This is a genomic window from Pseudomonas sp. SBT1-2, assembly GCF_028640875.1.
In the GTDB taxonomy this organism is placed as follows: domain Bacteria; phylum Pseudomonadota; class Gammaproteobacteria; order Pseudomonadales; family Pseudomonadaceae; genus Aquipseudomonas; species Aquipseudomonas chlororaphis_I.
Genome location: NZ_JAQZAA010000096.1, coordinates 1 through 20,044, shown reverse-complemented (window position 1 = coordinate 20,044; position 20,044 = coordinate 1). Strand labels below are relative to the sequence as shown.

General features: G+C 66.4%; 19 protein-coding genes and 1 pseudogene. 16 read left to right on the top strand and 4 right to left on the bottom strand.

The window, feature by feature from the left end:
• The 5 genes and pseudogenes from PVZ78_RS21155 to PVZ78_RS21135 form a co-directional block, all read left to right on the top strand.
• Positions 1-283 (top strand): annotated as a pseudogene (locus PVZ78_RS21155) (putrescine ABC transporter permease PotI); the annotation flags it as partial.
• Between the two features lie 163 nt (positions 284-446).
• Positions 447-1,544 (top strand): polyamine ABC transporter substrate-binding protein, encoded by a 1,098-nt coding sequence (locus PVZ78_RS21150; RefSeq protein WP_009048282.1) that lies wholly within the window; start codon positions 447-449, stop codon positions 1,542-1,544.
• 381 nt (positions 1,545-1,925) lie between these two features.
• Positions 1,926-2,450, top strand: coding sequence for a DUF2867 domain-containing protein (locus PVZ78_RS21145; RefSeq protein ID WP_009048281.1), 525 nt, complete (start codon positions 1,926-1,928; stop codon positions 2,448-2,450).
• Positions 2,451-2,474: 24 nt separating this feature from the next.
• The gene (solA, locus tag PVZ78_RS21140; protein WP_135006403.1) at positions 2,475-3,659 is read left to right on the top strand and encodes an N-methyl-L-tryptophan oxidase; all 1,185 of its coding nucleotides are present in this window, start codon (positions 2,475-2,477) and stop codon (positions 3,657-3,659) included.
• A 174-nt stretch (positions 3,660-3,833) separates the two neighbouring features.
• Positions 3,834-4,274 (top strand): CBS domain-containing protein, encoded by a 441-nt coding sequence (locus PVZ78_RS21135; protein WP_007930897.1) that lies wholly within the window; start codon positions 3,834-3,836, stop codon positions 4,272-4,274.
• Positions 4,275-4,328: 54 nt separating this feature from the next.
• On the opposite strand, the gene PVZ78_RS21130 is transcribed toward PVZ78_RS21135, so the two are convergent.
• Both PVZ78_RS21130 and PVZ78_RS21125 read right to left on the bottom strand, forming a co-directional pair.
• Positions 4,329-5,654, bottom strand: coding sequence for an ATP-binding protein (locus PVZ78_RS21130; protein ID WP_198920051.1), 1,326 nt, complete (start codon positions 5,652-5,654; stop codon positions 4,329-4,331).
• A complete protein-coding gene (locus PVZ78_RS21125) occupies positions 5,651-6,310 on the bottom strand; it encodes a response regulator transcription factor (RefSeq protein WP_053268685.1) in 660 nt (219 codons plus the stop codon). The genes PVZ78_RS21130 and PVZ78_RS21125 overlap by 4 nt, the downstream gene beginning before the upstream one ends.
• Before the next feature lie 237 nt (positions 6,311-6,547).
• Between PVZ78_RS21125 and PVZ78_RS21120 the strand changes: the two genes are divergently transcribed.
• From PVZ78_RS21120 to PVZ78_RS21100, 5 genes are all read left to right on the top strand, one after another.
• A complete protein-coding gene (locus PVZ78_RS21120; RefSeq protein ID WP_016703346.1) occupies positions 6,548-7,018 on the top strand; it encodes a DUF2271 domain-containing protein in 471 nt (156 codons plus the stop codon).
• Positions 7,019-7,044: 26 nt separating this feature from the next.
• Positions 7,045-9,240 (top strand): PepSY domain-containing protein, encoded by a 2,196-nt coding sequence (locus PVZ78_RS21115; RefSeq protein ID WP_273829206.1) that lies wholly within the window; start codon positions 7,045-7,047, stop codon positions 9,238-9,240.
• Positions 9,224-10,204, top strand: a complete 981-nt coding sequence (locus PVZ78_RS21110) for an FAD:protein FMN transferase (RefSeq protein ID WP_273829205.1) — start codon at positions 9,224-9,226, stop codon at positions 10,202-10,204. The genes PVZ78_RS21115 and PVZ78_RS21110 overlap by 17 nt, the downstream gene beginning before the upstream one ends.
• A gap of 214 nt (positions 10,205-10,418) precedes the next feature.
• Positions 10,419-10,649 carry a type II toxin-antitoxin system ParD family antitoxin gene (locus PVZ78_RS21105; RefSeq protein ID WP_009048274.1) on the top strand — a complete coding sequence of 77 codons (231 nt, stop codon included), beginning with the start codon at positions 10,419-10,421 and terminating at the stop codon, positions 10,647-10,649.
• A complete protein-coding gene (locus PVZ78_RS21100) occupies positions 10,646-10,984 on the top strand; it encodes a type II toxin-antitoxin system RelE/ParE family toxin (RefSeq protein WP_273829204.1) in 339 nt (112 codons plus the stop codon). Before PVZ78_RS21105 ends, PVZ78_RS21100 begins: the two co-directional genes overlap by 4 nt.
• Positions 10,985-10,990: 6 nt before the next feature.
• On the opposite strand, the gene PVZ78_RS21095 is transcribed toward PVZ78_RS21100, so the two are convergent.
• Complete coding sequence (locus PVZ78_RS21095; protein ID WP_009048272.1) at positions 10,991-11,902, bottom strand: LysR family transcriptional regulator; 912 nt, start codon at positions 11,900-11,902, stop codon at positions 10,991-10,993.
• 128 nt (positions 11,903-12,030) lie between these two features.
• Between PVZ78_RS21095 and PVZ78_RS21090 the strand changes: the two genes are divergently transcribed.
• The 3 genes from PVZ78_RS21090 (at position 12,031) to PVZ78_RS21080 (ending at position 16,525) form a co-directional block, all read left to right on the top strand.
• Positions 12,031-13,107, top strand: a complete 1,077-nt coding sequence (locus PVZ78_RS21090; protein WP_037005814.1) for an AbrB family transcriptional regulator — start codon at positions 12,031-12,033, stop codon at positions 13,105-13,107.
• A 222-nt stretch (positions 13,108-13,329) separates the two neighbouring features.
• Complete coding sequence (locus tag PVZ78_RS21085) at positions 13,330-15,555, top strand: LTA synthase family protein (protein WP_273829203.1); 2,226 nt, start codon at positions 13,330-13,332, stop codon at positions 15,553-15,555.
• 130 nt (positions 15,556-15,685) lie between these two features.
• A complete protein-coding gene (locus tag PVZ78_RS21080; RefSeq protein ID WP_009048269.1) occupies positions 15,686-16,525 on the top strand; it encodes an NAD-dependent protein deacetylase in 840 nt (279 codons plus the stop codon).
• Here the strand turns inward: PVZ78_RS21080 and PVZ78_RS21075 are convergent.
• Entirely contained in the window at positions 16,522-17,427 is a 906-nt protein-coding gene (locus PVZ78_RS21075) for a LysR family transcriptional regulator (protein WP_009048268.1), read from the bottom strand. The two genes, PVZ78_RS21080 and PVZ78_RS21075, sit on opposite strands and share 4 nt — an antisense overlap.
• A gap of 246 nt (positions 17,428-17,673) precedes the next feature.
• Here PVZ78_RS21075 and PVZ78_RS21070 point away from each other — a divergent pair, with 246 nt between their 5' ends.
• From PVZ78_RS21070 to PVZ78_RS21060, 3 genes are all read left to right on the top strand, one after another.
• Positions 17,674-18,372, top strand: coding sequence for a CoA transferase subunit A (locus PVZ78_RS21070; protein ID WP_007920583.1), 699 nt, complete (start codon positions 17,674-17,676; stop codon positions 18,370-18,372).
• Positions 18,373-18,405: 33 nt separating this feature from the next.
• Positions 18,406-19,065, top strand: a complete 660-nt coding sequence (locus PVZ78_RS21065; RefSeq protein ID WP_016703337.1) for a CoA transferase subunit B — start codon at positions 18,406-18,408, stop codon at positions 19,063-19,065.
• A gap of 14 nt (positions 19,066-19,079) precedes the next feature.
• On the top strand, positions 19,080-20,044 hold a 965-nt coding region (locus PVZ78_RS21060; RefSeq protein ID WP_273829202.1), incomplete at its 3' end, for an acetyl-CoA C-acyltransferase.

Sequence of the window (20,044 nt, the reverse complement as noted above, 5' to 3'; positions counted from 1 at the left end):
GTCCCTGGACGACCTGGTGCTGGCGAGCTTCGTCTCCGGCCCGGGTTCCACCACCCTGCCGATGGAAGTGTTCTCGGCGGTGCGCCTCGGGGTGAAACCGGAGATCAACGCGGTGGCCAGCCTGATCCTGCTGGCGGTGTCGCTGGTGACTTTCCTGGTCTGGTACTTCGGCCGGCGCGCCGAAGCGGCCCGCAAGCGGGCGATCCAGGAAGCCATGGAATACACCGCCAACGAAGCGTTCCAACCCGCTGCGCAACGGCGCATGCAAGCGACGACGGCCTAGGCCGTCGCGCTCACGACACACAGCGGCGCCTGGATCGCGAGCAAGCTCGCTCCTACAGACATGCACCCTCCCTGTAGGAGCGAGCTTGCTCGCGAAGACGTGCAACCTGACACCCCACGTTCCACATGCAGCAATCTGCACAATAAGAAATGGAGTTGTACCGATGAAAATGCTTGGCAGGACTCTGCTATCACTGTCCCTGATGGGCGCCCTGGTTACCGGCGCCCAGGCCAACGACAAGGAGCTGCGTGTCTACAACTGGTCGGACTATATCGCCCCGGACACCCTGAAAAAGTTCGAGGCCGAGACCGGCATCCACGTCACCTACGACGTCTTCGACAGCAACGAAACCCTGGAAGCGCGCCTGCTCACCGGCAAGTCCGGCTATGACATCGTGGTGCCTTCCAACAGTTTCTTGGCCAAGCAGATCAAGGCCGGGGTCTACCAGGAACTGGACAAGTCGCGGCTGCCGAACTGGAAGAACCTCAACCCGGTGCTGCTGCAGAACGCCGCCGCCAGCGACCCGGGCAACGCCCACGCCTTCCCTTACATGTGGGGCTCGATCGGTATCGGCTACAACCCGGACAAGGTCAAGGCGGTGCTGGGTAGCGACGCGCCGACCAACTCCTGGGACCTGCTGTTCAAGCCGGAGAACGCCGAGAAGCTCAAGGCCTGCGGCATCAGCTTCCTCGACTCGCCAACGGAAATGCTCCCCGCCGCCCTGCACTACCTGGGCTACCCGGTGACCAGCAAGGACAAGGCGCAGATCCTCGAGGCCGAGGCGCTGTTCATGAAGATCCGTCCTTCGGTGACCTACTTCCATTCCTCCAAGTACATCTCCGACCTGGCCAACGGCAACATCTGCGTGGCCGTGGGTTACTCCGGCGACGTGCTGCAGGCCCGTTCGCGCGCCGAAGAGGCCGGTAACAAGGAGAAGGTCGCCTTCAGCATTCCCAAGGAAGGCGCCGGCAGTTTCTACGACATGATGGCCATGCCCAAGGACGCGGCCAACGTCGACAACGCCTACCTGTTCATGAACTTCCTGATGCGCCCGGACATCATCGCCGAGGTCACCAACAGCCTCGGCTACAGCAACGCCAACGCCGCCGCCACGCCGCTGGTGGACGAAGCCATCCGCAACGACCCGGCCTCGTACCCGCCGCAAGCGGTGCTCGCCACCCTGTACGCGGTGCCCGACCAGCCGATCGCTATCCAGCGCGTGATGAACCGTGGCTGGACGCGGATCAAGCTCGGCAAATGACAGCCCGCGCCCGCCCGGCCATCGCGGCGGGCGCTGCTGCCCTCTTCCGTTCAGTCGCGCCTTACCACCGCGACACCCCTGCGAACGGGCTCGCCTGGCTCCCTCGGTTCAGGTGACTCCTTGGCGCCCTCCTCGGGCGCCTTTTTTGCTTTCAGGCCGCACAAAACCCTGTAGCCGCTGCCGCAGGCTGCGATCGACCCGAAGGGGCGCGGCGATCTCAAGAGCGATGAAGGCCCTGCGGGCCTTGTCGCAGCCTCGCGGGCTCGGCAGCGGCTACAGGGGCGCGGCATCATCCAGCGGGTCCCCCCAACCACAAACAATGATATTTTTCGCCGCTTGCGGTGCAGCCGGGCATCGCCACGTTTACAGGGAACCGTATCGATGCAGACCGCTGTCCAGCCTTGTCCATTGCCCAGTCAATCCAGCATTGCCAACCTGGCGGTCGGGGCGAGCTTCATCGATTGCCGCCAGGTGCTGGCCAACGACCCCGAGCGCACGGCCATGCGCCACCTGCTCAACCTGATGAGCCAGACCCCGGCCTGGATCGACCGGATGATGGGCCTGCGCAACCGTGTGGTGCAGTTGTTCGGCCTCAAGGACCTGGGGCGCCTGACACGCATCGACCTGGCCAGGGCGGACGAGGATTACCGGCCGGACGACCGGGTCGGCATCTTCACCCTGGTTGCCCAGGCCCCCGACGAGGTGCTGGTGGTGGACCGCGACAAGCACCTGGACGTGTACCTGTCCCTCAACCGCCTGCCGCTGACCGCCGAGGGCCTACGCCCGGTGGTGCTGTCCACCGTGGTCCATCCGCACAACCTGCTGGGGCGCCTGTACATGCTGCCGGTGGCGCCGTTCCACCGGCTCATCGCGCCCATGACCCTGGCCAACATCAATCGCCGCTGAGCCGCCACTTTCAAGGACACTGCCATGCAGACACCCGCGTTCGACGTTGTTGTAGTAGGCCTGGGCGCCATGGGCGCCGCGACCCTGTACCAGTTGGCCAAGCGTGGGGTGAAGGTGGCCGGCATCGACCGTTTTGCCCCGCCCCACGACCAGGGTTCGAGCCATGGCGACACCCGCATCACCCGCCAGGCGGTGGGTGAAGGCGCGGCCTATGTGCCGCTGGCGATCCGCGCGCAGCAGATCTGGCGCGAGCTGGAAGCGCAGCTGGATGTACCGACAGAGCAGCCGTTGTTCGAGCAGTGCGGCGTACTGGTGATGACCTCCAGCGCCACCCCGAGCGGCCAGGACGCCACGCCGGATTTCACTGAAAACACCCTGGCCCTGGCCCGCCAGTTCGGCATCGAGCATGAGGTGCTGGACGCCACGCAGATCCGCCAACGCTTCCCGCAGTTCACGCCGATCCACGACAGCTCCCTGGGCTACTTCGAACCCGGCGGCGGTTATGTGCGGCCGGAGCGTTGCATCGATGCGCAGCTGAGCCTGGCCCGCCAGTTGGGCGCGACGCTGATCACCGGCGAGACGGTGCTGGATATCAAAAACGAGCAGGATCTGGTGCAAATCACCAGCCAGCACCGGCGCATCAGCGCGGCCAAGGTGGTGGTCTGCGCCGGCATGTGGTCCAGCCAATTGCTCGGCGCGCCGTTCGACAAGTTGCTGCGGGTGTGCCGGCAGACCTTGTACTGGTACCAACTGGCGGAACCGGTGATTTTTCCCGAGCACTCGCCGAGCTTTATCGTCCACGGCGCCAGCGACGAGCAGACCTGCTACGGCTTTCCGCCGATACCCGGCGAAGGCAGCATGAAGATCGCCACCGAGCAGTACAGCGAGACCTCGACGCCGGACAGCCTGGACCGCCAGGTCAGCGCGGCGCAGAGCGAGGCGATGTACCGCGATCTGGTACAGGTCAATATCGCCGGGGTCACGTCGCAACGGGTGAAGTCCGCGGTCTGCGCCTACACCGTGACCCCGGACTCGCACTTCATCATCGACGAGCATCCGCGCCTGGCCAATGTCACGGTGGTCAGCGCCTGTTCCGGCCACGGCTTCAAGCACTCGGCGGCGATTGGCGAAGCCCTGGCCCAGCAACTGGTGGACGGACGCAGCGAGATCGATTTGAGCGCGTTTTCCCTGGCGCGTTTCGGCCATTGAGTAGCGCCAGGGCGCTCCTGGATGGGGCGCTTTCCAGGCAGAAACGATTCAGTGACGTTTTTCCTCCTGTGGGCGCCGCTTTCAACCTTGCCCCTTCGTTCACTCTCTACGATTCTGTAGAGACCCCCGCGGGGCGGCGCCAGGCCGTCCCAGGCAAAACAACAGGAGCGCCCCATGAAGAGCGTCGCTGAAGTACTGAAGTTGAAGGCCAAGCACAACCAGCAAGTGCACACCATCGCGCCCCACCAGATGGTGCTCGAGGCGCTGATGCTGATGGCCGAGAAGAACGTCGGCGCCCTGCCCGTGATGCAGAACGGCGAAGTGGTCGGGGTGATCAGCGAACGCGACTACGCGCGCAAGCTGGTGCTGCACGGCCGCTCCTCGGTGGGCACGCCGGTCAGCGCGATCATGAGTTCGCCGGTGATCACCGTGGACTCGCACCAGAGCGTGGAAACCTGCATGGGCATCATGACCGACAGCCACCTGCGGCACCTGCCGGTGGTGGAAGACGGCCAGTTGCTGGGCCTGCTGTCGATCGGCGACCTGGTCAAGGAAGCCATCGCCGAACAGGCCGACCTGATCCGCCAGCTGGAACAGTACATTCGCGGCGAGTAAGCCCGCCCCCACGACCCAACCCCCTGGAGCCGGCGGCGCCTTCGCACGCCGGCCCTACACGGGAAATTGCACGCGCACTTCGAACCCATCGCAACGGCCACTGGCCGGTGATGCCAGGTGCAGTTCGCCGCCCACGCCGTGAACGATGCTCTGGGCGATCGCCAGCCCCAGGCCGGAGCCGCTGGCCTCGCTGTTGCCGCGGACAAAACGCTCGGTCAGGCGTTGCAGCACTGGCGGCGACACCACCGGTCCGCCATTGACCACCCGCAGGCAACCATCGGCGCCAAGGCTGACGTCTACCGGCTGCAACGGATCGCCGTACTTCAGGGCGTTTTCGATCAAGTTGCGCAGCAGGATGCCAAAAGCGTCCGGGTCGATGGCAGCACACACCCGGGGCGTCTGCGGCAACTGCAGCCGGATGCGCGGCGCAGCGCCGCGATTCCACTCCTCCACGCCATGGGCCAGCAGCGGAATCAAGTCCTCGGGGGTTTCGGACAACAGCCCGCCGCCCTCGGCCTTGGCCAATTGCATAAGTTTTTCCGAGAGCCGGGCCAGCTCCCGCAGGGCGTTCTCGATCTTCGCCGCCCGTAGCTGCAACGGCCCCTCCGGGGCTTCGTGGCGCAGGCGCTGGATCTGCGCCAGGGTCGCCGCCAGGGGCGTGCGCAATTCATGGGCGCTGTTGGCGGTAAAGCTGCGCTCGGTTTCCAGGGCTTTGCGCAAGCGCTCCAGCAAATGATTGACCGCTTCGGCCAGGGGATCGATTTCCGCCGGCAGGCGCGCCACCTTGATCGGTGACAGGTCGCCCACCCCCCGGGCCTCCACCGCTCGCCGGTAGGCCAGGACGCTGCGCAGGCTGATGCGCACGAACAGCCAGGTGCCCAGCAGGCTGATGGGAATCAACCCGAGCAAGGGCACCAGCAAGGCGAACAGCGCCTCCCGGGAAGCTTCGCGGCGCTGGGCCAGGGGCTCGGCGATCTCGATGACGATCGAGTCGTTCTCGGCGCTGGCGCTGTACAAGCGGTATTTGCCCCGGGTGGTAAACCCGGGGCTGGGCCGGTGGCTGAAGATCTTCAGCTTGGCGTCGTGGGAGCGCATCAGAATCTGCCCCTCGGCGTCGCGCACCACGTAGGTCAGGTATTCGCTGTCCATCTTCAGGGTCGCCACATGCCGGGCCCGGCGCGGCCCGGAACGGTTGCCGATCTCCAGCGCGGCCAGGGGCAGGATGCGCTGGGCCGTGGCTTCCAGGGCGCTGTCGAAGGTTTCTTCCAACTCATGCTGGACCGCCAGCCAGGTGCCGGCGGTGGCCCCCAGCCAGAGCAGGGTCATGCCCAGGGTCAGCCCCAGGCTCAGGCGCTTTTGCAGGCTGGTCGGACGCTTCATCCGGGCATCAGCCGGTAGCCCATGCCGCGCACGGTTTCGATCAGTTCGCGCCCGAGTTTCTTGCGCAGCCGGCTGACGTAGACCTCGATGGTGTTGCTCTCGATCTCCGCGCCGAAGGCATACAGCCGCTCCTCCAGCTGGGACTTGGAGAGCAAGGCGCTGGGGCGCTGGACAAAGGCCTCGAACACCGCCCACTCACGGGCGGTGAGATCGATGATGGCGCCACCGCGCTGCACGGTGCGGGCGCTGATGTTCACCTGCAGCTCGCCGAGGCGGATCTGCGGGTTGGGGTTGCCACTGTAGCGCCGGGCCACCGCCGCGACCCGCGCCGAGAGCTCAAACAAGTCGAAGGGCTTGACCAGGTAATCGTCGGCACCGGCGTTGAGCCCGGCGATGCGCTCGGAAATCTGGTCCTGGGCGGTGAGGATGATCACCGGCGTCACGTCCCCGGCACCGCGGCGCTGGCGCAGGAATTCCAGGCCGCGCCCGTCGGGCAGCATCAGGTCCAGCAGGATCAGGTCGTAGGCTGTGCTGGCGACACTGGCCCGGGCCTGCTCCAGGCGCTGCACCCAATCCACGGCGTGGCCATCGTCGGCAATCTGCTCGCGCACCGCTTCCCCGAGTACCGCCGCGTCCTCGATCAATAACACCCGCATGACGCCCTCCCCTGATCTGTGTGGTGACGCACCTTAACCGCCGAACCTGACGCCAACCTGAAGATTCAGCTGGCCATCAAAAACCCCTCATCAGGGTAGCCACACACGCCCCGCGACAGCCGGAGCCAGATCATGAAAAGCCCATTCGCCCGGCCTCGAAGTTTTTTCAACGTCCTTCAGGTTGCTGTCAGCTAAGCGGCTCAGGCTGCAGCCACATCACTTGAAAAGGACACCCTCATGAACAAGCTTGTCGTCGCCAGTTGCCTCGCCGCGGTTCTGGCCTTGCCTGGGCTGGCCCAGGCCCGTGAAGTGACCCTGACCACCCGTCTGAAGGACTACGGCGGCAATGACGCTTACCTGGCGATCTACCTCACCGACGCCAATGGCACCTACCAGCAGACCCTGTGGGTCGCCGGCAAGAAGGCCAAGTACTACAAGCACCTGCCGGACTGGGCCCGGGGCAGCCGCATGGCCGCCGCCCAGTACGACGGCATCAGCGGTGCCAGCGTCGGCAGCGGCGAGACCCTGACCGTCAGCGCCGAGCTGGCGGACAGCCTGATCGACGCCGGGTATCAGATCCGCATCGACAGCGCCGTGGAGGACCAGCGCGATGTCCGCGCCGACGTGGTCCTGCCCCTGACACTCCAGGGCGCAGGCCAGCCGGCCAGCGGCAGCACCTACGTGCAATCCCTGCGCTACGACCTGTAATGCCCACGCCGTCAGGAGGCACAACCATGTTGCGCTCGTTGCATTCGATTCCCGGGCTGATCGCCGCCCTGCTGGTGATGCTGCTGGCCATCAGCGGCGCGACCCTGGCACTGAGCCCGGCGCTGGAACGCCTGCACACACCCCAACCGGCCGTGGCGCAAGTCTCGGTCGGGCAACTGGCCGGACGCATTGCCGGCCATCTGAGCGGGATCGAGCAGATCCGGCGCACGCCCTCGGGCTCGGTGATCGTCTACCACAGCCAGGACGGCCAGGCGCTGGCCAGCACGGTCGACCCGCTGACCGGCTCGGTGCTCGCGCCCTACGCACCCTCAGTGTTTGCCCGCTGGGTCAAGGAGCTGCACCGCTCGCTGTTTCTCGACACGACGGGCCACGCCGTATCGGCCCTGGGCGCCCTGGCAATGCTTTTGCTGGCGTGCTCCGGTGCCGTGTTGCTGGCCCGCCGCGTCGGCGGCTGGGGCAACCTGCTGCGGCCCTTGCGGGGCAGCTTCAGCCAGCGCTGGCACGCCGAACTCGGACGCCTGACCACCCTGGGCCTGCTGCTGTCGGCCCTGAGCGGGTTGTACCTGTCGGCCGGCACCTTCGGCTTGATTGCCGACGGCAGCCAGGCCGAACCGGCCGTCCCCACCCCAGTCAGCGCCGGCCCGGCCTTGCCGGTGGCCAGCCTGCCGGCGTTGCAGGCCCTGGACCTGAATGACCTGCGCGAGCTGGTCTACCCCAGCCCTGGCAACCCCCAGGACCTGTACAGCCTGCGCACCACCGCCGGCGAGGGCTATGTCGACCAGGCCAGCGGCGCCCTGCTGTCCTTCCAGCCCTACGCCGGCGCGCATCAGGCCTATGCATTCATCTACCAACTGCACACTGGCGAAGGCCTGTGGTGGCTGGGCCTGCTGCTGGGGACCTGCGCCCTGGGCGTGCCGCTGATGAGCGTCACCGGCCTGTGGCTGTGGTGGCGCCGGCGCCAAGGCGCCACGCCGATCCACGACAACAGCACGGCCGCCAACGCCGACTGCGTGATCCTGGTGGGCAGCGAGAACAACAGTACCTGGGGCTTTGCCCACACCTTGCACCAGGCCCTGGTGATGGCCGGGATCAAGGTCCACAGCGCACCGATGAACCAGTTGCAAAGCGATTACCCCAAGGCGCGCCACCTGCTGATCCTCACGGCCACCCACGGCGATGGCGATGCCCCGGCCTCGGCCACGGCTTTTCTCGCGCGCCTGGGGCAAAACCCGCCGGGGCCGGGGCTGCCATTTGCCGTGCTGGGTTTTGGCGACCGCCAGTTCCCACGCTTCTGCGGCTTCGCCGAGCAAGTGCAGAACGCCCTGGCCGCCAGCGGTGCGCGCCCCCTGCTGCCCCTGGACTGCATCCATCGCCAGTGCGCCCAGGAGTTCCAGCGCTGGGGCCAGGCGCTGGGAGCGGCCCTGGGGCTGGAGCTGGACTTGCAGCACCACAGCCAAACCCCGCCCAGCCATGACCTGGAGCTGGTCGAGTCCGTGGCCTATGGCGCCCAGGTCCAGGCACCGACCCGGATCCTGCGCTTCAAGACCCCAGCCGACGGCAGCGGCCAAGGCTTGCCCGAGTTCCAGGCCGGCGACCTGGTGGGCATCCTGCCCCCCGGCACTGCGCAGCCGCGTTTCTACTCCCTGGCCAGCAGCAGCGCCGACGGGGTCCTGGAGATCTGCGTGCGCAAGCACCCTGGGGGCCTGTGCTCGGGCTTTCTCCATGACCTGCAAGCGGGAGCGCGGATCCAGGGCTTCATCCAGCCCAACCCGCAATTTCGCCCCGTCCAGGGCTCGCAACCGGTGATCCTGATCGGCGCCGGCACCGGAATCGGCCCCCTGGCGGGCTTTATCCGCGGCAACCGGGCCCGGCAACCGATGCACCTGTACTGGGGCGGGCGCCACCCGGCCTCGGACTTCCTCTACGAGCCGGAACTCAAGGGCTATCTGGCCGACCGACGCCTGACCGCCCTGCACGCGGCCTTCTCCCGGGTCCCGGCGCGCGGCTACGTGCAGGACCGGCTGCTCGCCGATGCCCTGGCGCTACGCCGGCTGGTGGAAAAAGGCGCCCAGGTGCTGGTCTGCGGCAGCCGGGACATGGCCAAGGGGGTGATCCAGGCCCTGGACGAAGTGCTGGCGCCGCTCAACCTCAGCGTACTGACCCTCAAGGCCCAAGGACGTTACCGTGAAGACATCTACTGAAACCGCCGGACTGCAACGCTACAGCCTCAACGGCCCGACCATGGGCAGCCGCTACACCGCGCTGTTCTATGCCGCCCCGGGATTCGCTACCCGAGACATCGCGGAGCGCCTGACCCAGGCGGTGGAACGGGTTGAGCAACAGATGTCGAGCTGGAACCCCACGTCCGATCTCAACCGACTCAACTCGGCGCCCAGGCACCACTGGGTCAGCGTGCCCAGGGAACTGATGAACGTCATCACCACGGCGCTGCAGGTCAGCGAGCAATCCGCCGGGGCCTTCGAGATCGCCGTGGGTGAACTGGTCCAGGGCTGGGGCTTCGGCCCCACGGCCCGGACACTGGATCAGCCGGCGCTGGCCGAGTTGGGCCGGCAGCGCCTCGCCCCCGCCAGCTACGCCCTGGAGCTGGAACCCCGGCGCCACCGCTTGCGCAAGCGGGCGAAGCTGCGCCTGGACCTCAATGGCATTGCCAAGGGTTTTGGCGTCGATGAACTGGCCCGCGCCCTGGAAGCCTCGGGCATCCGTGACTATCTGGTGGGGATCGACGGCGAAATGCGCGCCAGGGGCAGCAAGCCCGCCGGGCAACCCTGGACCGTGGCCCTGGAGAAACCCCTGCGTGGGGTCCGCCAAGTCATGGGGGTGATAGAGCTGGGCAATGCGGCCATTGCCACCTCCGGCGACTACCGGCGGTGGGTGGAGATCGCCGGGCAGTCCTATGCCCATACCCTCGACCCGGCCACCGGCGCGCCCCTGGACAACCGCCTGGCCTCGGTCAGCGTGGTGGCCGCCAACTGCATGCTGGCCGATGCCTGGGCCACCGCGCTGTTGGTGCTCGGCGAAGTCGAGGGACCGCGGTTGGCCCAGGAGCGCGGCATGGATGCCTTGTTCGTGATCCGCGACGGCGCGCAGTTGCGCGAGGTGTCTATCGTGGGCGGACAGTTGCAGGCGCAGATCGAGACCCGCTGAAGCCGGTGTCTGTTGCCCCGATGAAACTCATGTACCGGCACTGCGAACGGCACGCTAACGACCGCATCGGTTGGCCGCGAGCTTGGTGATTGGCCCTTGCGGTGGGAGCACAACGTGGCGCCATGGATCGGCGGCATGTCCCTGATGTTCCTCGCTGGCAAGGTGAGGCTGGAGGCGTATACTTTGGCAAATTTTGTCAAACGTGGACAAAACCATGAGCACCATGAACATTTCCCTGCCAGAAGCCCTCAAGGCCTTCGTCGACGATCAGGTCAGCCAGCGGGGCTACAGCACCAGCAGCGAGTACGTGCGGGAGCTGATCCGCAAGGATCAGGATCGACAGCACCTGCGCGGCCTGCTGCTGGCGGGTGCTGAATCGGCGCCTGGCACTCCCGTGGACGATCGTTACTTCGACGCTCTTCGCGCCAGAGTCCGCAAGGAATGAAGGCACAGCGGGTCATTCCAAGGGCCCTGGCCACTCAGGATGTAGAAGACGCTGTCGACTACTACCTGGCTCAACAGGCCGAGCAGGCAGCCTTGGGCTTCATCGACGACCTGCAAGCTGCCTATGCGCATATCGCCCGGCATCCGGCCTCAGGCCTTTCCCGCTACCCCCATGAGCTCGATTTGCCAGGGCTTCTTTACTGGCCATTGAATCGCTATCCCTTTCTGGTGTTCTACGCCCGGCACGACGACCACATTGACGTGTGGCGCGTCCTGCACGCCATGCGGGACATTCCCGCCTCGCTGACGGAAAGCCCCGCACACGGATCGACCTGACGCGGACTACAGCGCCCCATCAGCGGTAAAGAACTGCCGCCCATCCCGCTTGAGCAGATCCAGCAACAGCTGGGCCGCCGGCGACAGGTAGCCTTCGGTCCGCACCAGCACCACGATGCTGCGATGCATGCGGGTTTGCGCCAGCGGCACTTCCCGCAGATGGGCGATGCCCTTGAAGTCGTCCAGGGTTTCCCGGGCCAGGAAGCTGAGCAGCCCGGTCTTGGCGATCAGCCGCGGCAGCAGGGAGATGGTGTTGGTCTCGATCTGCACCGAGGGCAACGGCAGCTTGTGGCTCTGGAACACATTGTCGATCCAGCGCCGGGCCGAGACCCCGGTCCCCGGCAGCACCCAGCGGTAGTCGCACAGGTCGCGCAGGCGCATCGGCGTATCGAACACCGGGTGGTCGCGGCTGGCCACCACCACGGCCTGGTCTTCGAACAGGGTGTGGTGGCTCAGGTGCGGGTCGCCCTCGAACAGCGGGCAGATCACCATGTCCAGGCGCCCCGAGCGCAGGGACTCGCGGAGCACGTCGTCCTGGCCGATCACCAGGTTCAGGGTGATGTCCGGGGCGCGCTCCAGCAAGGTCGCGGTCATCTGCGGCAACAGGTGCTCGGCCATGCTGGCGGCGCAGCCCAGGCGGATATTGCCGAGCACGCCGCTGGCAAAATCGCGCACCTCGCGATGGGTCTCGGCGATGTTCTGCTGCAACTGCCGGGCGCGCTGTTGCAGCAACAGGCCCACCGCCGTCAGCTTGATCCGCCGCCCGTCGCGCTCGAACAGCTTGGTGCCGAAGGATTCCTCCAGGCGCTGGATGCTTTTGGTCAGCGCCGGCTGGCTGCGGTTGAGCTTCTGCGCCGCGCGCCCGAGGTGGCCGAGCTCGGCGATGGTTTCGAAATAGGTCAGGTCGCGCAGGTCCATGATCGATAAACCAGAGTTATTGGTTGATCACAATTAGAAACTGGACTTGATCAATTGCGCTATCAATAATTTGCTCCGAAGCGCTGGTAGCAACGGTCCCGCAACAGGAACGGCCAGCGCGCTGGAGAATGCCCTTGCCTCGTCCCTCGCCTTTGTCCCTGTCCGCCTGGCCCCTTGCCCTGCAATGGCTGGCGCTGCTGATCCTCGCCGGCAGCGCCGGGCAGTTGCTGAAACACTTCGAAGTTCCCGCCGGGCAGTTCCTCGGGCCGATGCTGGTGGCCATCGGTTTCGGCATCAGCGGCGCCAGCATCCGCGTGCCGCGCCAGGCCTTCCGCCTCGGCCAGGGTTCGGTCGGGGTCCTGGCTGCCCATTCCATGACCATGGCCGTGCTGGCCTCGATGGCCCAGTCCTGGCCGGTGATGCTGTTCGCCACCCTGCTCACCGTCTGCCTCAGCGCCCTGGTCGGCCTGGCGCTGGTACGCCTCGGCGGCCTGCCGCCCAGCACCGCGGCCTGGGGCACCGCGCCGGGGGCGGCTTCGGCCATGGTGGCGATGGCCGACGACTTCGGCGCCGACTCGCGGGTGGTGGCCACCATGCAGTACGTGCGGGTGGTGTGCGTGGTGATGATCGGCGCCCTGGCCAGCCACTGGATCGGCGTCCCGGCCGGCGGCAGCCAGGCCCACAGCACCGAAGTGGTGCTGCAGACCTTCACCCTGCTCAACCTCGGCCTGACCCTGGGCATCATAGTGCTCGGCGTGCTGCTCGGTTCACGGGTGCCGGCCGGCGCCCTGCTGGTGCCGCTGCTGATCGGCGGCGCGCTGCAGATCTCCGGGCTGCTGCACATCACCCTGCCCGGCTGGCTGCTGGCCCTGGCCTACGGCGCCATCGGCTGCTACATCGGCCTGCGCTTCGACCGGCCGACCCTGCGCTACGTCTGGACCCGCCTGCCGGCGATGATCTTTGGCGCGGTGCTGCTGATCGCCCTCTGCGCGCTGTCGGCCTGGCTGCTGGCGCACTGGCTGGACAAGGACTTCCTCTCGGTCTACCTCGCCACCAGCCCCGGCGGCCTGGACGCCATGACGATCATCGCGGTGGACACCCACGCCGACGTCGGCCTGGTGCTGGCCATGCAGACCCTGCGGCTGTTCGCGGTGATCGTCAGCGGCGCTTTTTTCGCCCGGCTGATCATCAAGTGGTCGCGCTGAACCCGGGAGCCGCGCGTCTTTAAACACTCTGAAATAGTAAATCCGAGCGCCATCCCTCCTTCCCTGGCTCCGTCGCCAGGCGCCTGAATACGGGCGTCAAGGCGCCGCCCAGCAGTGCCCAGGGCCGTTTCGCCAGCGGCCCGGGAGCTTATTTCCCTGTCGAATAAGAAACGTCTTGCCGCCGGCTGTTGTTACCATGGCGCACATTTGCATGACGATTTAATGACTGGCAGGTTTTTCGTGAATTTCATCCGGCGTGTTTTCCATCATCCCCTGGCTCCCCTCGGCGCACTGCTGAGCCTGGTGCTGCTCGTGCCCCTGGTGGCGCGTGCGCTGCTCGGCTGGTCCGACCCTTTGGGTTATCTCTCGGACCTGGGCACCGCGGGCCTGTTGACCCTGCTGCTGTACCGCCGGCCCTGGTGGCTGGCCTTGCCGGTGCTGCTGGTGTGGGCCCTGCTGAGCATCGCCAGCGCCGAGCTGGTCAGCGCCGTGGGCCGCCTGCCCAATGCCTCTGACCTGCATTACCTGTTCGACCCGCAGTTCGTCGGCAACTCCACCGGCGGTGGCCTGGCTCATCCCTGGCTGGCCGCGGCGCTGCTGTCCGGCCTGGCGCTGTGGCTGGCCGTGCAATGGGCGGCCCGCGGCACCCGCGCCCCGCGCTTGCCGCGCCATGCCTGGACCGCCCCGGCGCTGCTGTGGCTGGCCCATGGCGGCGTGCAATACCTGAACCCCAGCGAAGCCGATCAATGGCGCCTGTTCAACCTGCCGCACCAGTTGCTCGCGGCCGCCGCCGGCCAGGGCCAGGTGCAGCTGGAACAATGGCTGGAAGGCGATGTGCCCGAGCTGCCGGTGCAGATGGCCGGCCTGACCCAGCTCGACCTCGACGGCGAGCCATTGCTGGCCGCCCCGGGCCAGGCGCGCAACGTGCTGGTGATCGCCCTGGAAGGCATTCCCGGCGCCTATATCAAGACCAACCGCGAGGCCCTGCACAGCCGCTACCAGGACAACCTGATGCCCAAGCTCGGCGCCTGGGCCGAACGCGGCATGAACACCCCGGACTACGTACTGCACAGCCACCAGACCATCCGCGGCCTGTACGCCATGCTCTGCGGCGACTACGACAAGCTCGACAACGGTACGCCCAAGGGCATCGAGCTGCTGACCCAAAGCCAGCGCAACCAGGCCTGCCTGCCGGCCCAGCTGCGCAAGCAGGGTTTCAATACCCATTACCTGCAAGGCGCCGGCCTGCGCTTCATGGCCAAAGACAAGATCATGCCGCACATCGGCTTCGACTCGACCCACGGCCTGGAGTGGTTCAGCAACGCCAACTACCTGGACTTCCCCTGGGGCAAGGACGACAAGGCCTTCTTCGAAGGCGCGCTGGAGTATGTCGGCCAGCTGAAAAAACAGAAGCAGCCGTGGATGCTCACCCTGCTGACCGTCGGCACCCACCAGCCCTACTCCGCGCCCGAGGAATACCTCAACCGCTTCGACACACCCAAGCAGGCCGCGGTGGCCTACCTGGACGACGCCATCGGCGAGTTCATGGACCAGCTGGAGCGCCAGGGCGTGCTGAAGGACACCCTGGTGGTGATCACTTCGGATGAGTCCCACGGCATCGATGGCGTGCGCCTGGCGTCGTCCTGGGGCTTCAACCTGATGCTCGCCCCGGAACAGGCGCAACTGCCCAGACTCAAGTCCGGGACCTACGGCCATGTCGACCTGAGCGCCTCGGTGCTCGACTACTTCGGCTTCCAGGTGCCGGACAGCCTCAGCGGCCGCTCGCTGTTTCGCGACTACGCCCTGGGCCGGGAGATCATGTCCTACACCAACGGCAAGCTGCGTTATCACGATGGCCAGGGCACCCTGACCGAATGCGATTTCCAGCAGCGCTGCCGCTACTACGCCAGCACCGGTTTCATCGCCGACAGCGCCACCTTCAAGGGCCAGTACGGCGGCTTGCGCGCGCGCCAGATCAGCGCCCGGGCCGAGGGCCTGGACCGTACCCTGCTGCAATCGCCGCTGAACCTGCACTACCAGTTCGGCAGCCCGGCGATCATCCCGCTGCAAGCGCAGATCAAGGACGACTGGGCCGACAACCTGATCGGCGCGCAGTACCTGGAAATGCCCAAGGGCTCGCTGACCCGCGTGCGCTTCACCGTGCGCTCGGCCGACCCGCAGCAGAACGCCTACATCCTGCTCAAGGGCAAGGAGCGCGAGCAGGACGTGCCCCTGGGACTGCCGGAAGAGATGCTGGTCACCCCCGACCAGCCGCTGGAAATGGACTTCAGCTTCGCCAACCCGGAATCGCGCAAGGCCTTCTCCTTCCACCTGCTGGGCTACGGCCTGGGCGCGGTGGAAGTCAGTGACTTCAGCGTGATCACCGAACTGCCGGGGCAAGAAGAAACCAGCGAAGAACCCCAGGACGACAGCGCGCAGTCTTCCTGAATCCCCGCCCCGGGAAGCTGGACGGCAGCACAGCCATCCAGCTTCCGCGCCCTTGTCTAAACTCCTCGTCAGGCACAAGGTATGGCCTCGCTGCGGACCGCAGCGCCACCACCAGAGCATGAGGACGCACATGACCGACACCCTGGACACCCCTCTGGAGCAGTTGCAGCGACTGATGGCCGAGCGCCCCTTCATGGTCCTCACCGGCGCCGGCATCAGCACCCCTTCGGGGATTCCCGACTACCGCGACAACGACGGTGTGCGTCGCGGCAACCAGCCGATGATGTACCAGGAGTTCCTGGCCGAACCCAAGGCCCGGCGCCGCTACTGGGCGCGGGCCATGCTCGGCTGGCCGCGGATCCGCCAGGCGCGGCCGAACGCGGCCCACGAAGCCTTGGCGCATTTGCAGGCGCGACAGAAAATCGCCGGGGTCATCACCCAGAACGTCGACACCCTGCACGACCAGGCCGGCAGCCGCGACGTGATCGAACTGCACGGCAACCTGCACCGGGTGGTCTGCCTGGACTGCACGCAACGCAGCGATCGGCAGGCGATCCAGCAGTTGCTGGAACTGCACAACCCCTACCTGACTGGCGTCGACGCGGTGCAGGCACCCGACGGCGACACCTTGCTCGACCCGGTATTCGAAGAGCGTTTCCAGGTGCCCCGCTGCCCTCATTGCGATGGCGAACGGCTGAAACCGGATGTGGTGTTCTTCGGCGAAAACGTGGCCCAGGCCACCGCGGCCAAGGCCCTGCACAGCGTCGAGCAGGCCGCCGGCCTGCTGGTGGTGGGCTCGTCCCTGATGGCCTATTCGGCCTTTCGCCTGTGCAAGGTCATGGCTGACCAGGGCAAGCCGCTGATCGCCATCAACTTCGGCAAGACCCGCGCCGACGAGCTGCTGGACCTGAAGATCGCCGCCTCCTGCGAACAGCTATTGCCGCTGCTGGCCGAACGCCTGAGCTCCTAGGAAACCACCGCCAGGCGCTCGGCCAGACCGGCCCCACGCAGAATGTCGAACAGCGCCTGGGCGGCACTGGACAGCTCATGCCCGGGCTTGGTCAGCACGCCGATGGCGCGTTCCACCACCGGGTCGCGCAGGGTGATGCAACGCGCGCCCAGCTCGCGCATCTGCCCGGCGCACAGGGCCGGCACCGCGCTGACACCAAGGCCGCTGGCGACCATGCGCCCCACCGTCGCCAACTGATGGCTTTCGAATTCCACCGGCAACTTCATCTGCCGCGCCAGCAAATGTTCTTCGAGCATCACCCGCACCGTGGACGGCCGTTGCAGGGTGATAAAGGGCTGTTCCAGCAACGACTGCCAGTCGATGTCCTTCAGGTCGGCCAGGGGTGAATCGCTGGGCACCACGGCGACGAAACGGTCGATGTACAGCGGGGTGAATTGCAGCGACGCGCTTTGCTGCGGCTCGAAAGCCACCCCCAGTTCCACCTGGCGGTCGCGGACCATCTCCAGCACCTGCTCGTTGATCACGTCGTTGACCGTGACGTTGACCTGCGGGTAACGCGCGCGAAAGGTCTTGAGGATCGGCGGCAGCAGGTTGCCGGCAAAGGACGGCATGGCCGCCAGGGTCACCCGCCCGCGTTGCAGGGTGAAGCGCTGGCGCAGTTCGTCCTCGGCGTTGTCCCAGTCGGCAATCAGCCGCCGCGCCAGGGGCACCAGGGCCTCGCCTTCCGGGGTCAGGGCGACGTTGCGCGTGTTGCGGCTGAACAGCCGCCCACCCAGGCCGTCCTCCAGGGCCTTGATGGTCAGGCTCAGGGCCGACTGCGACAGGTGCAGGCGCTCGCAGGCCACGGCGAAACTCAGGCTCTGGGCCACGGCCAGGAAGGCGCGGATCTGTTTCACGGTCATTCGGAGCTCCAAGAGAGAGGCAGCTGCAAGCTGCAAGCTAGATGCGGCTTGCGGCTTGCGGCTTGCGGCTTGCGGCTTGCGGCTTGCGGCTTGCGGCTTGCGGCTAATTATCCCGTTTTATAAATCAATCAACCTTAAAAATAAACTTAACAAATGAATGCCTCGGCGCAACACTGCGGCTCACTCTCTTCATACGGCCGGCCAGCCGGCTGGCAACGCAAATACCAATAACAAGAGGATGTGCAGATGGCAGGTTTCGACAAGCGCGTGGCGTCCTACGAGGAAGCCCTCGAAGGTCTCAAGGACGGCATGACCGTGATCTCCGGCGGCTTCGGCCTGTGCGGCATTCCGGAAAACCTGATCGCCGAGATCAAGCGTCGCGGCACCCGCGACCTGACCGTGGTCTCCAACAACTGCGGCGTCGACGGCTTCGGCCTCGGCGTGCTGCTGGAAGACCGGCAGATCAGCAAGGTGGTGGCCTCCTACGTCGGTGAAAACGCCCTGTTCGAGAAGCAACTGCTGAGCGGCGAAATCGAAGTGGTGCTGACCCCGCAAGGCACCCTGGCCGAAAAAATGCGCGCTGGCGGCGCCGGCATCCCGGCCTTCTTCACCGCCACCGGCGTCGGCACCCCGGTCGCCGACGGCAAGGAAACCCGTGAATTCAACGGCCGCGCCTACCTGATGGAAGAGTCCATCACTGGCGACTTCGCCATCGTCAAAGGCTGGAAAGCCGACCACTTCGGCAACGTGGTCTACCGCCACACCGCCCAGAACTTCAACCCGCTGGCGGCCACCGCCGGCAAGATCACCGTGGTCGAGGTCGAGGAGATCGTCGAGCCGGGCGAGCTGGACCCGACGCAGATCCACACCCCCGGCATCTACGTCGACCGGATCATTTGCGGCACGTTCGAAAAACGCATCGAACAGCGCACCGTGCGCAAGTAATCGCCCGCCCAACGACTGACGGAGAATAAAAAAATGGCTCTTACCCGCGAACAAATGGCTCAACGCGTCGCCCGCGAACTGCAGGACGGCTTCTACGTGAACCTCGGTATCGGCATCCCGACCCTGGTGGCCAACTACATCCCCGACGGCATGGAAGTGATGCTGCAATCGGAAAACGGCCTGCTCGGCATGGGCGCCTTCCCCACCGACGACGAAGTCGATGCGGACATGATCAACGCCGGCAAGCAGACCGTCACCGCGCGCATCGGCGCGTCGATTTTCTCTTCCGCCGAATCCTTCGCGATGATCCGTGGCGGCCATATCGACCTCACCGTGCTCGGCGCCTTCGAGGTCGACGTGCAGGGCAACATCGCCTCGTGGATGATCCCCGGCAAGCTGGTCAAGGGCATGGGCGGCGCCATGGACCTGGTGGCCGGCGCGGAAAACATCATCGTCACCATGACCCACGCCTCGAAAGACGGCGAGTCGAAACTGCTGTCGCGCTGCAGCCTGCCGCTGACCGGCGCCAACTGCATCAAGCGCGTGCTGACCGACCTGGCTTACCTGGAGATCGAGAACGGCGCGTTCATCCTCAAGGAGCGCGCCCCGGGCGTGAGCGTCGAGGAAATCGTCAGCAAGACCGCCGGCAAGCTGATCGTGCCGGCCCACGTGCCTGAAATGCAGTTCGCCTGAGGAGCAACCAGACCATGCAAGACGTCGTAATCGTTGCCGCCACCCGCACCGCGGTCGGCAGTTTCCAGGGTTCGCTGGCCAATATCCCCGCGGTCGATCTCGGTGCCGCGGTGATCCGCCAGCTGCTGGCCCAGACCGGCCTGGACGGCGCCCAGGTCGATGAAGTGATCATGGGCCAGGTGCTCACCGCCGGCGCCGGGCAGAACCCCGCGCGCCAGGCCGCGATCAAGGCCGGCCTGCCCCACGCCGTGCCGGCGCTGACCCTGAACAAGGTCTGCGGCTCCGGCCTCAAGGCCCTGCACCTGGGCGCCCAGGCGATCCGCTGCGGCGACGCCGAGGTGATCATCGCCGGCGGCCAGGAGAACATGAGCCTGGCCAACTACGTGTTGCCCGGCGCCCGCACCGGCCTGCGCATGGGCCATAGCCAGATCGTCGACAGCATGATCAGCGACGGCCTGTGGGACGCCTTCAACGACTACCACATGGGCATCACCGCCGAGAACCTGGTGGACAAATACGGCATCAGCCGCGAAGCCCAGGACGCCTTTGCCGCCGCCTCGCAGCAGAAGGCCGTGGCCGCCATCGAAGGCGGGCGCTTTGTCGATGAGATCACCCCGATCCTGATTCCCCAGCGCAAGGGCGACCCCGTGGCCTTCGCCACCGACGAGCAGCCGCGCGCCGGCACCACCGCCGAATCCCTGGGCAAGCTCAAACCGGCCTTCAAGAAGGACGGCACGGTCACCGCCGGCAACGCTTCGTCGCTGAACGACGGCGCCGCCGCGGTGATCCTGATGAGCGCCGCCAAGGCCAAGGCCCTGGGCCTGCCGGTGCTGGCGAAGATCGCCGCCTACGCCAACGCGGGCGTCGACCCGGCGATCATGGGCATCGGCCCGGTGTCGGCCACCCGCCGCTGCCTGGACAAGGCCGGCTGGTCCCTGGAGCAACTGGACCTGATCGAAGCCAACGAAGCCTTCGCCGC

Coding starts and splice junctions, on each gene's coding strand:
- PVZ78_RS21150 (WP_009048282.1), top strand. CDS start 447: ATGAAAATGCTTGGCAGGACTCTGCTATCACTGTCCCTGATGGGCGCC.
- PVZ78_RS21145 (WP_009048281.1), top strand. CDS start 1,926: ATGCAGACCGCTGTCCAGCCTTGTCCATTGCCCAGTCAATCCAGCATT.
- solA (WP_135006403.1), top strand. CDS start 2,475: ATGCAGACACCCGCGTTCGACGTTGTTGTAGTAGGCCTGGGCGCCATG.
- PVZ78_RS21135 (WP_007930897.1), top strand. CDS start 3,834: ATGAAGAGCGTCGCTGAAGTACTGAAGTTGAAGGCCAAGCACAACCAG.
- PVZ78_RS21130 (WP_198920051.1), bottom strand. CDS start 5,654: ATGAAGCGTCCGACCAGCCTGCAAAAGCGCCTGAGCCTGGGGCTGACC.
- PVZ78_RS21125 (WP_053268685.1), bottom strand. CDS start 6,310: ATGCGGGTGTTATTGATCGAGGACGCGGCGGTACTCGGGGAAGCGGTG.
- PVZ78_RS21120 (WP_016703346.1), top strand. CDS start 6,548: ATGAACAAGCTTGTCGTCGCCAGTTGCCTCGCCGCGGTTCTGGCCTTG.
- PVZ78_RS21115 (WP_273829206.1), top strand. CDS start 7,045: ATGTTGCGCTCGTTGCATTCGATTCCCGGGCTGATCGCCGCCCTGCTG.
- PVZ78_RS21105 (WP_009048274.1), top strand. CDS start 10,419: ATGAGCACCATGAACATTTCCCTGCCAGAAGCCCTCAAGGCCTTCGTC.
- PVZ78_RS21100 (WP_273829204.1), top strand. CDS start 10,646: ATGAAGGCACAGCGGGTCATTCCAAGGGCCCTGGCCACTCAGGATGTA.
- PVZ78_RS21095 (WP_009048272.1), bottom strand. CDS start 11,902: ATGGACCTGCGCGACCTGACCTATTTCGAAACCATCGCCGAGCTCGGC.
- PVZ78_RS21090 (WP_037005814.1), top strand. CDS start 12,031: ATGCCCTTGCCTCGTCCCTCGCCTTTGTCCCTGTCCGCCTGGCCCCTT.
- PVZ78_RS21085 (WP_273829203.1), top strand. CDS start 13,330: ATGACTGGCAGGTTTTTCGTGAATTTCATCCGGCGTGTTTTCCATCAT.
- PVZ78_RS21080 (WP_009048269.1), top strand. CDS start 15,686: ATGACCGACACCCTGGACACCCCTCTGGAGCAGTTGCAGCGACTGATG.
- PVZ78_RS21075 (WP_009048268.1), bottom strand. CDS start 17,427: ATGACCGTGAAACAGATCCGCGCCTTCCTGGCCGTGGCCCAGAGCCTG.
- PVZ78_RS21070 (WP_007920583.1), top strand. CDS start 17,674: ATGGCAGGTTTCGACAAGCGCGTGGCGTCCTACGAGGAAGCCCTCGAA.
- PVZ78_RS21065 (WP_016703337.1), top strand. CDS start 18,406: ATGGCTCTTACCCGCGAACAAATGGCTCAACGCGTCGCCCGCGAACTG.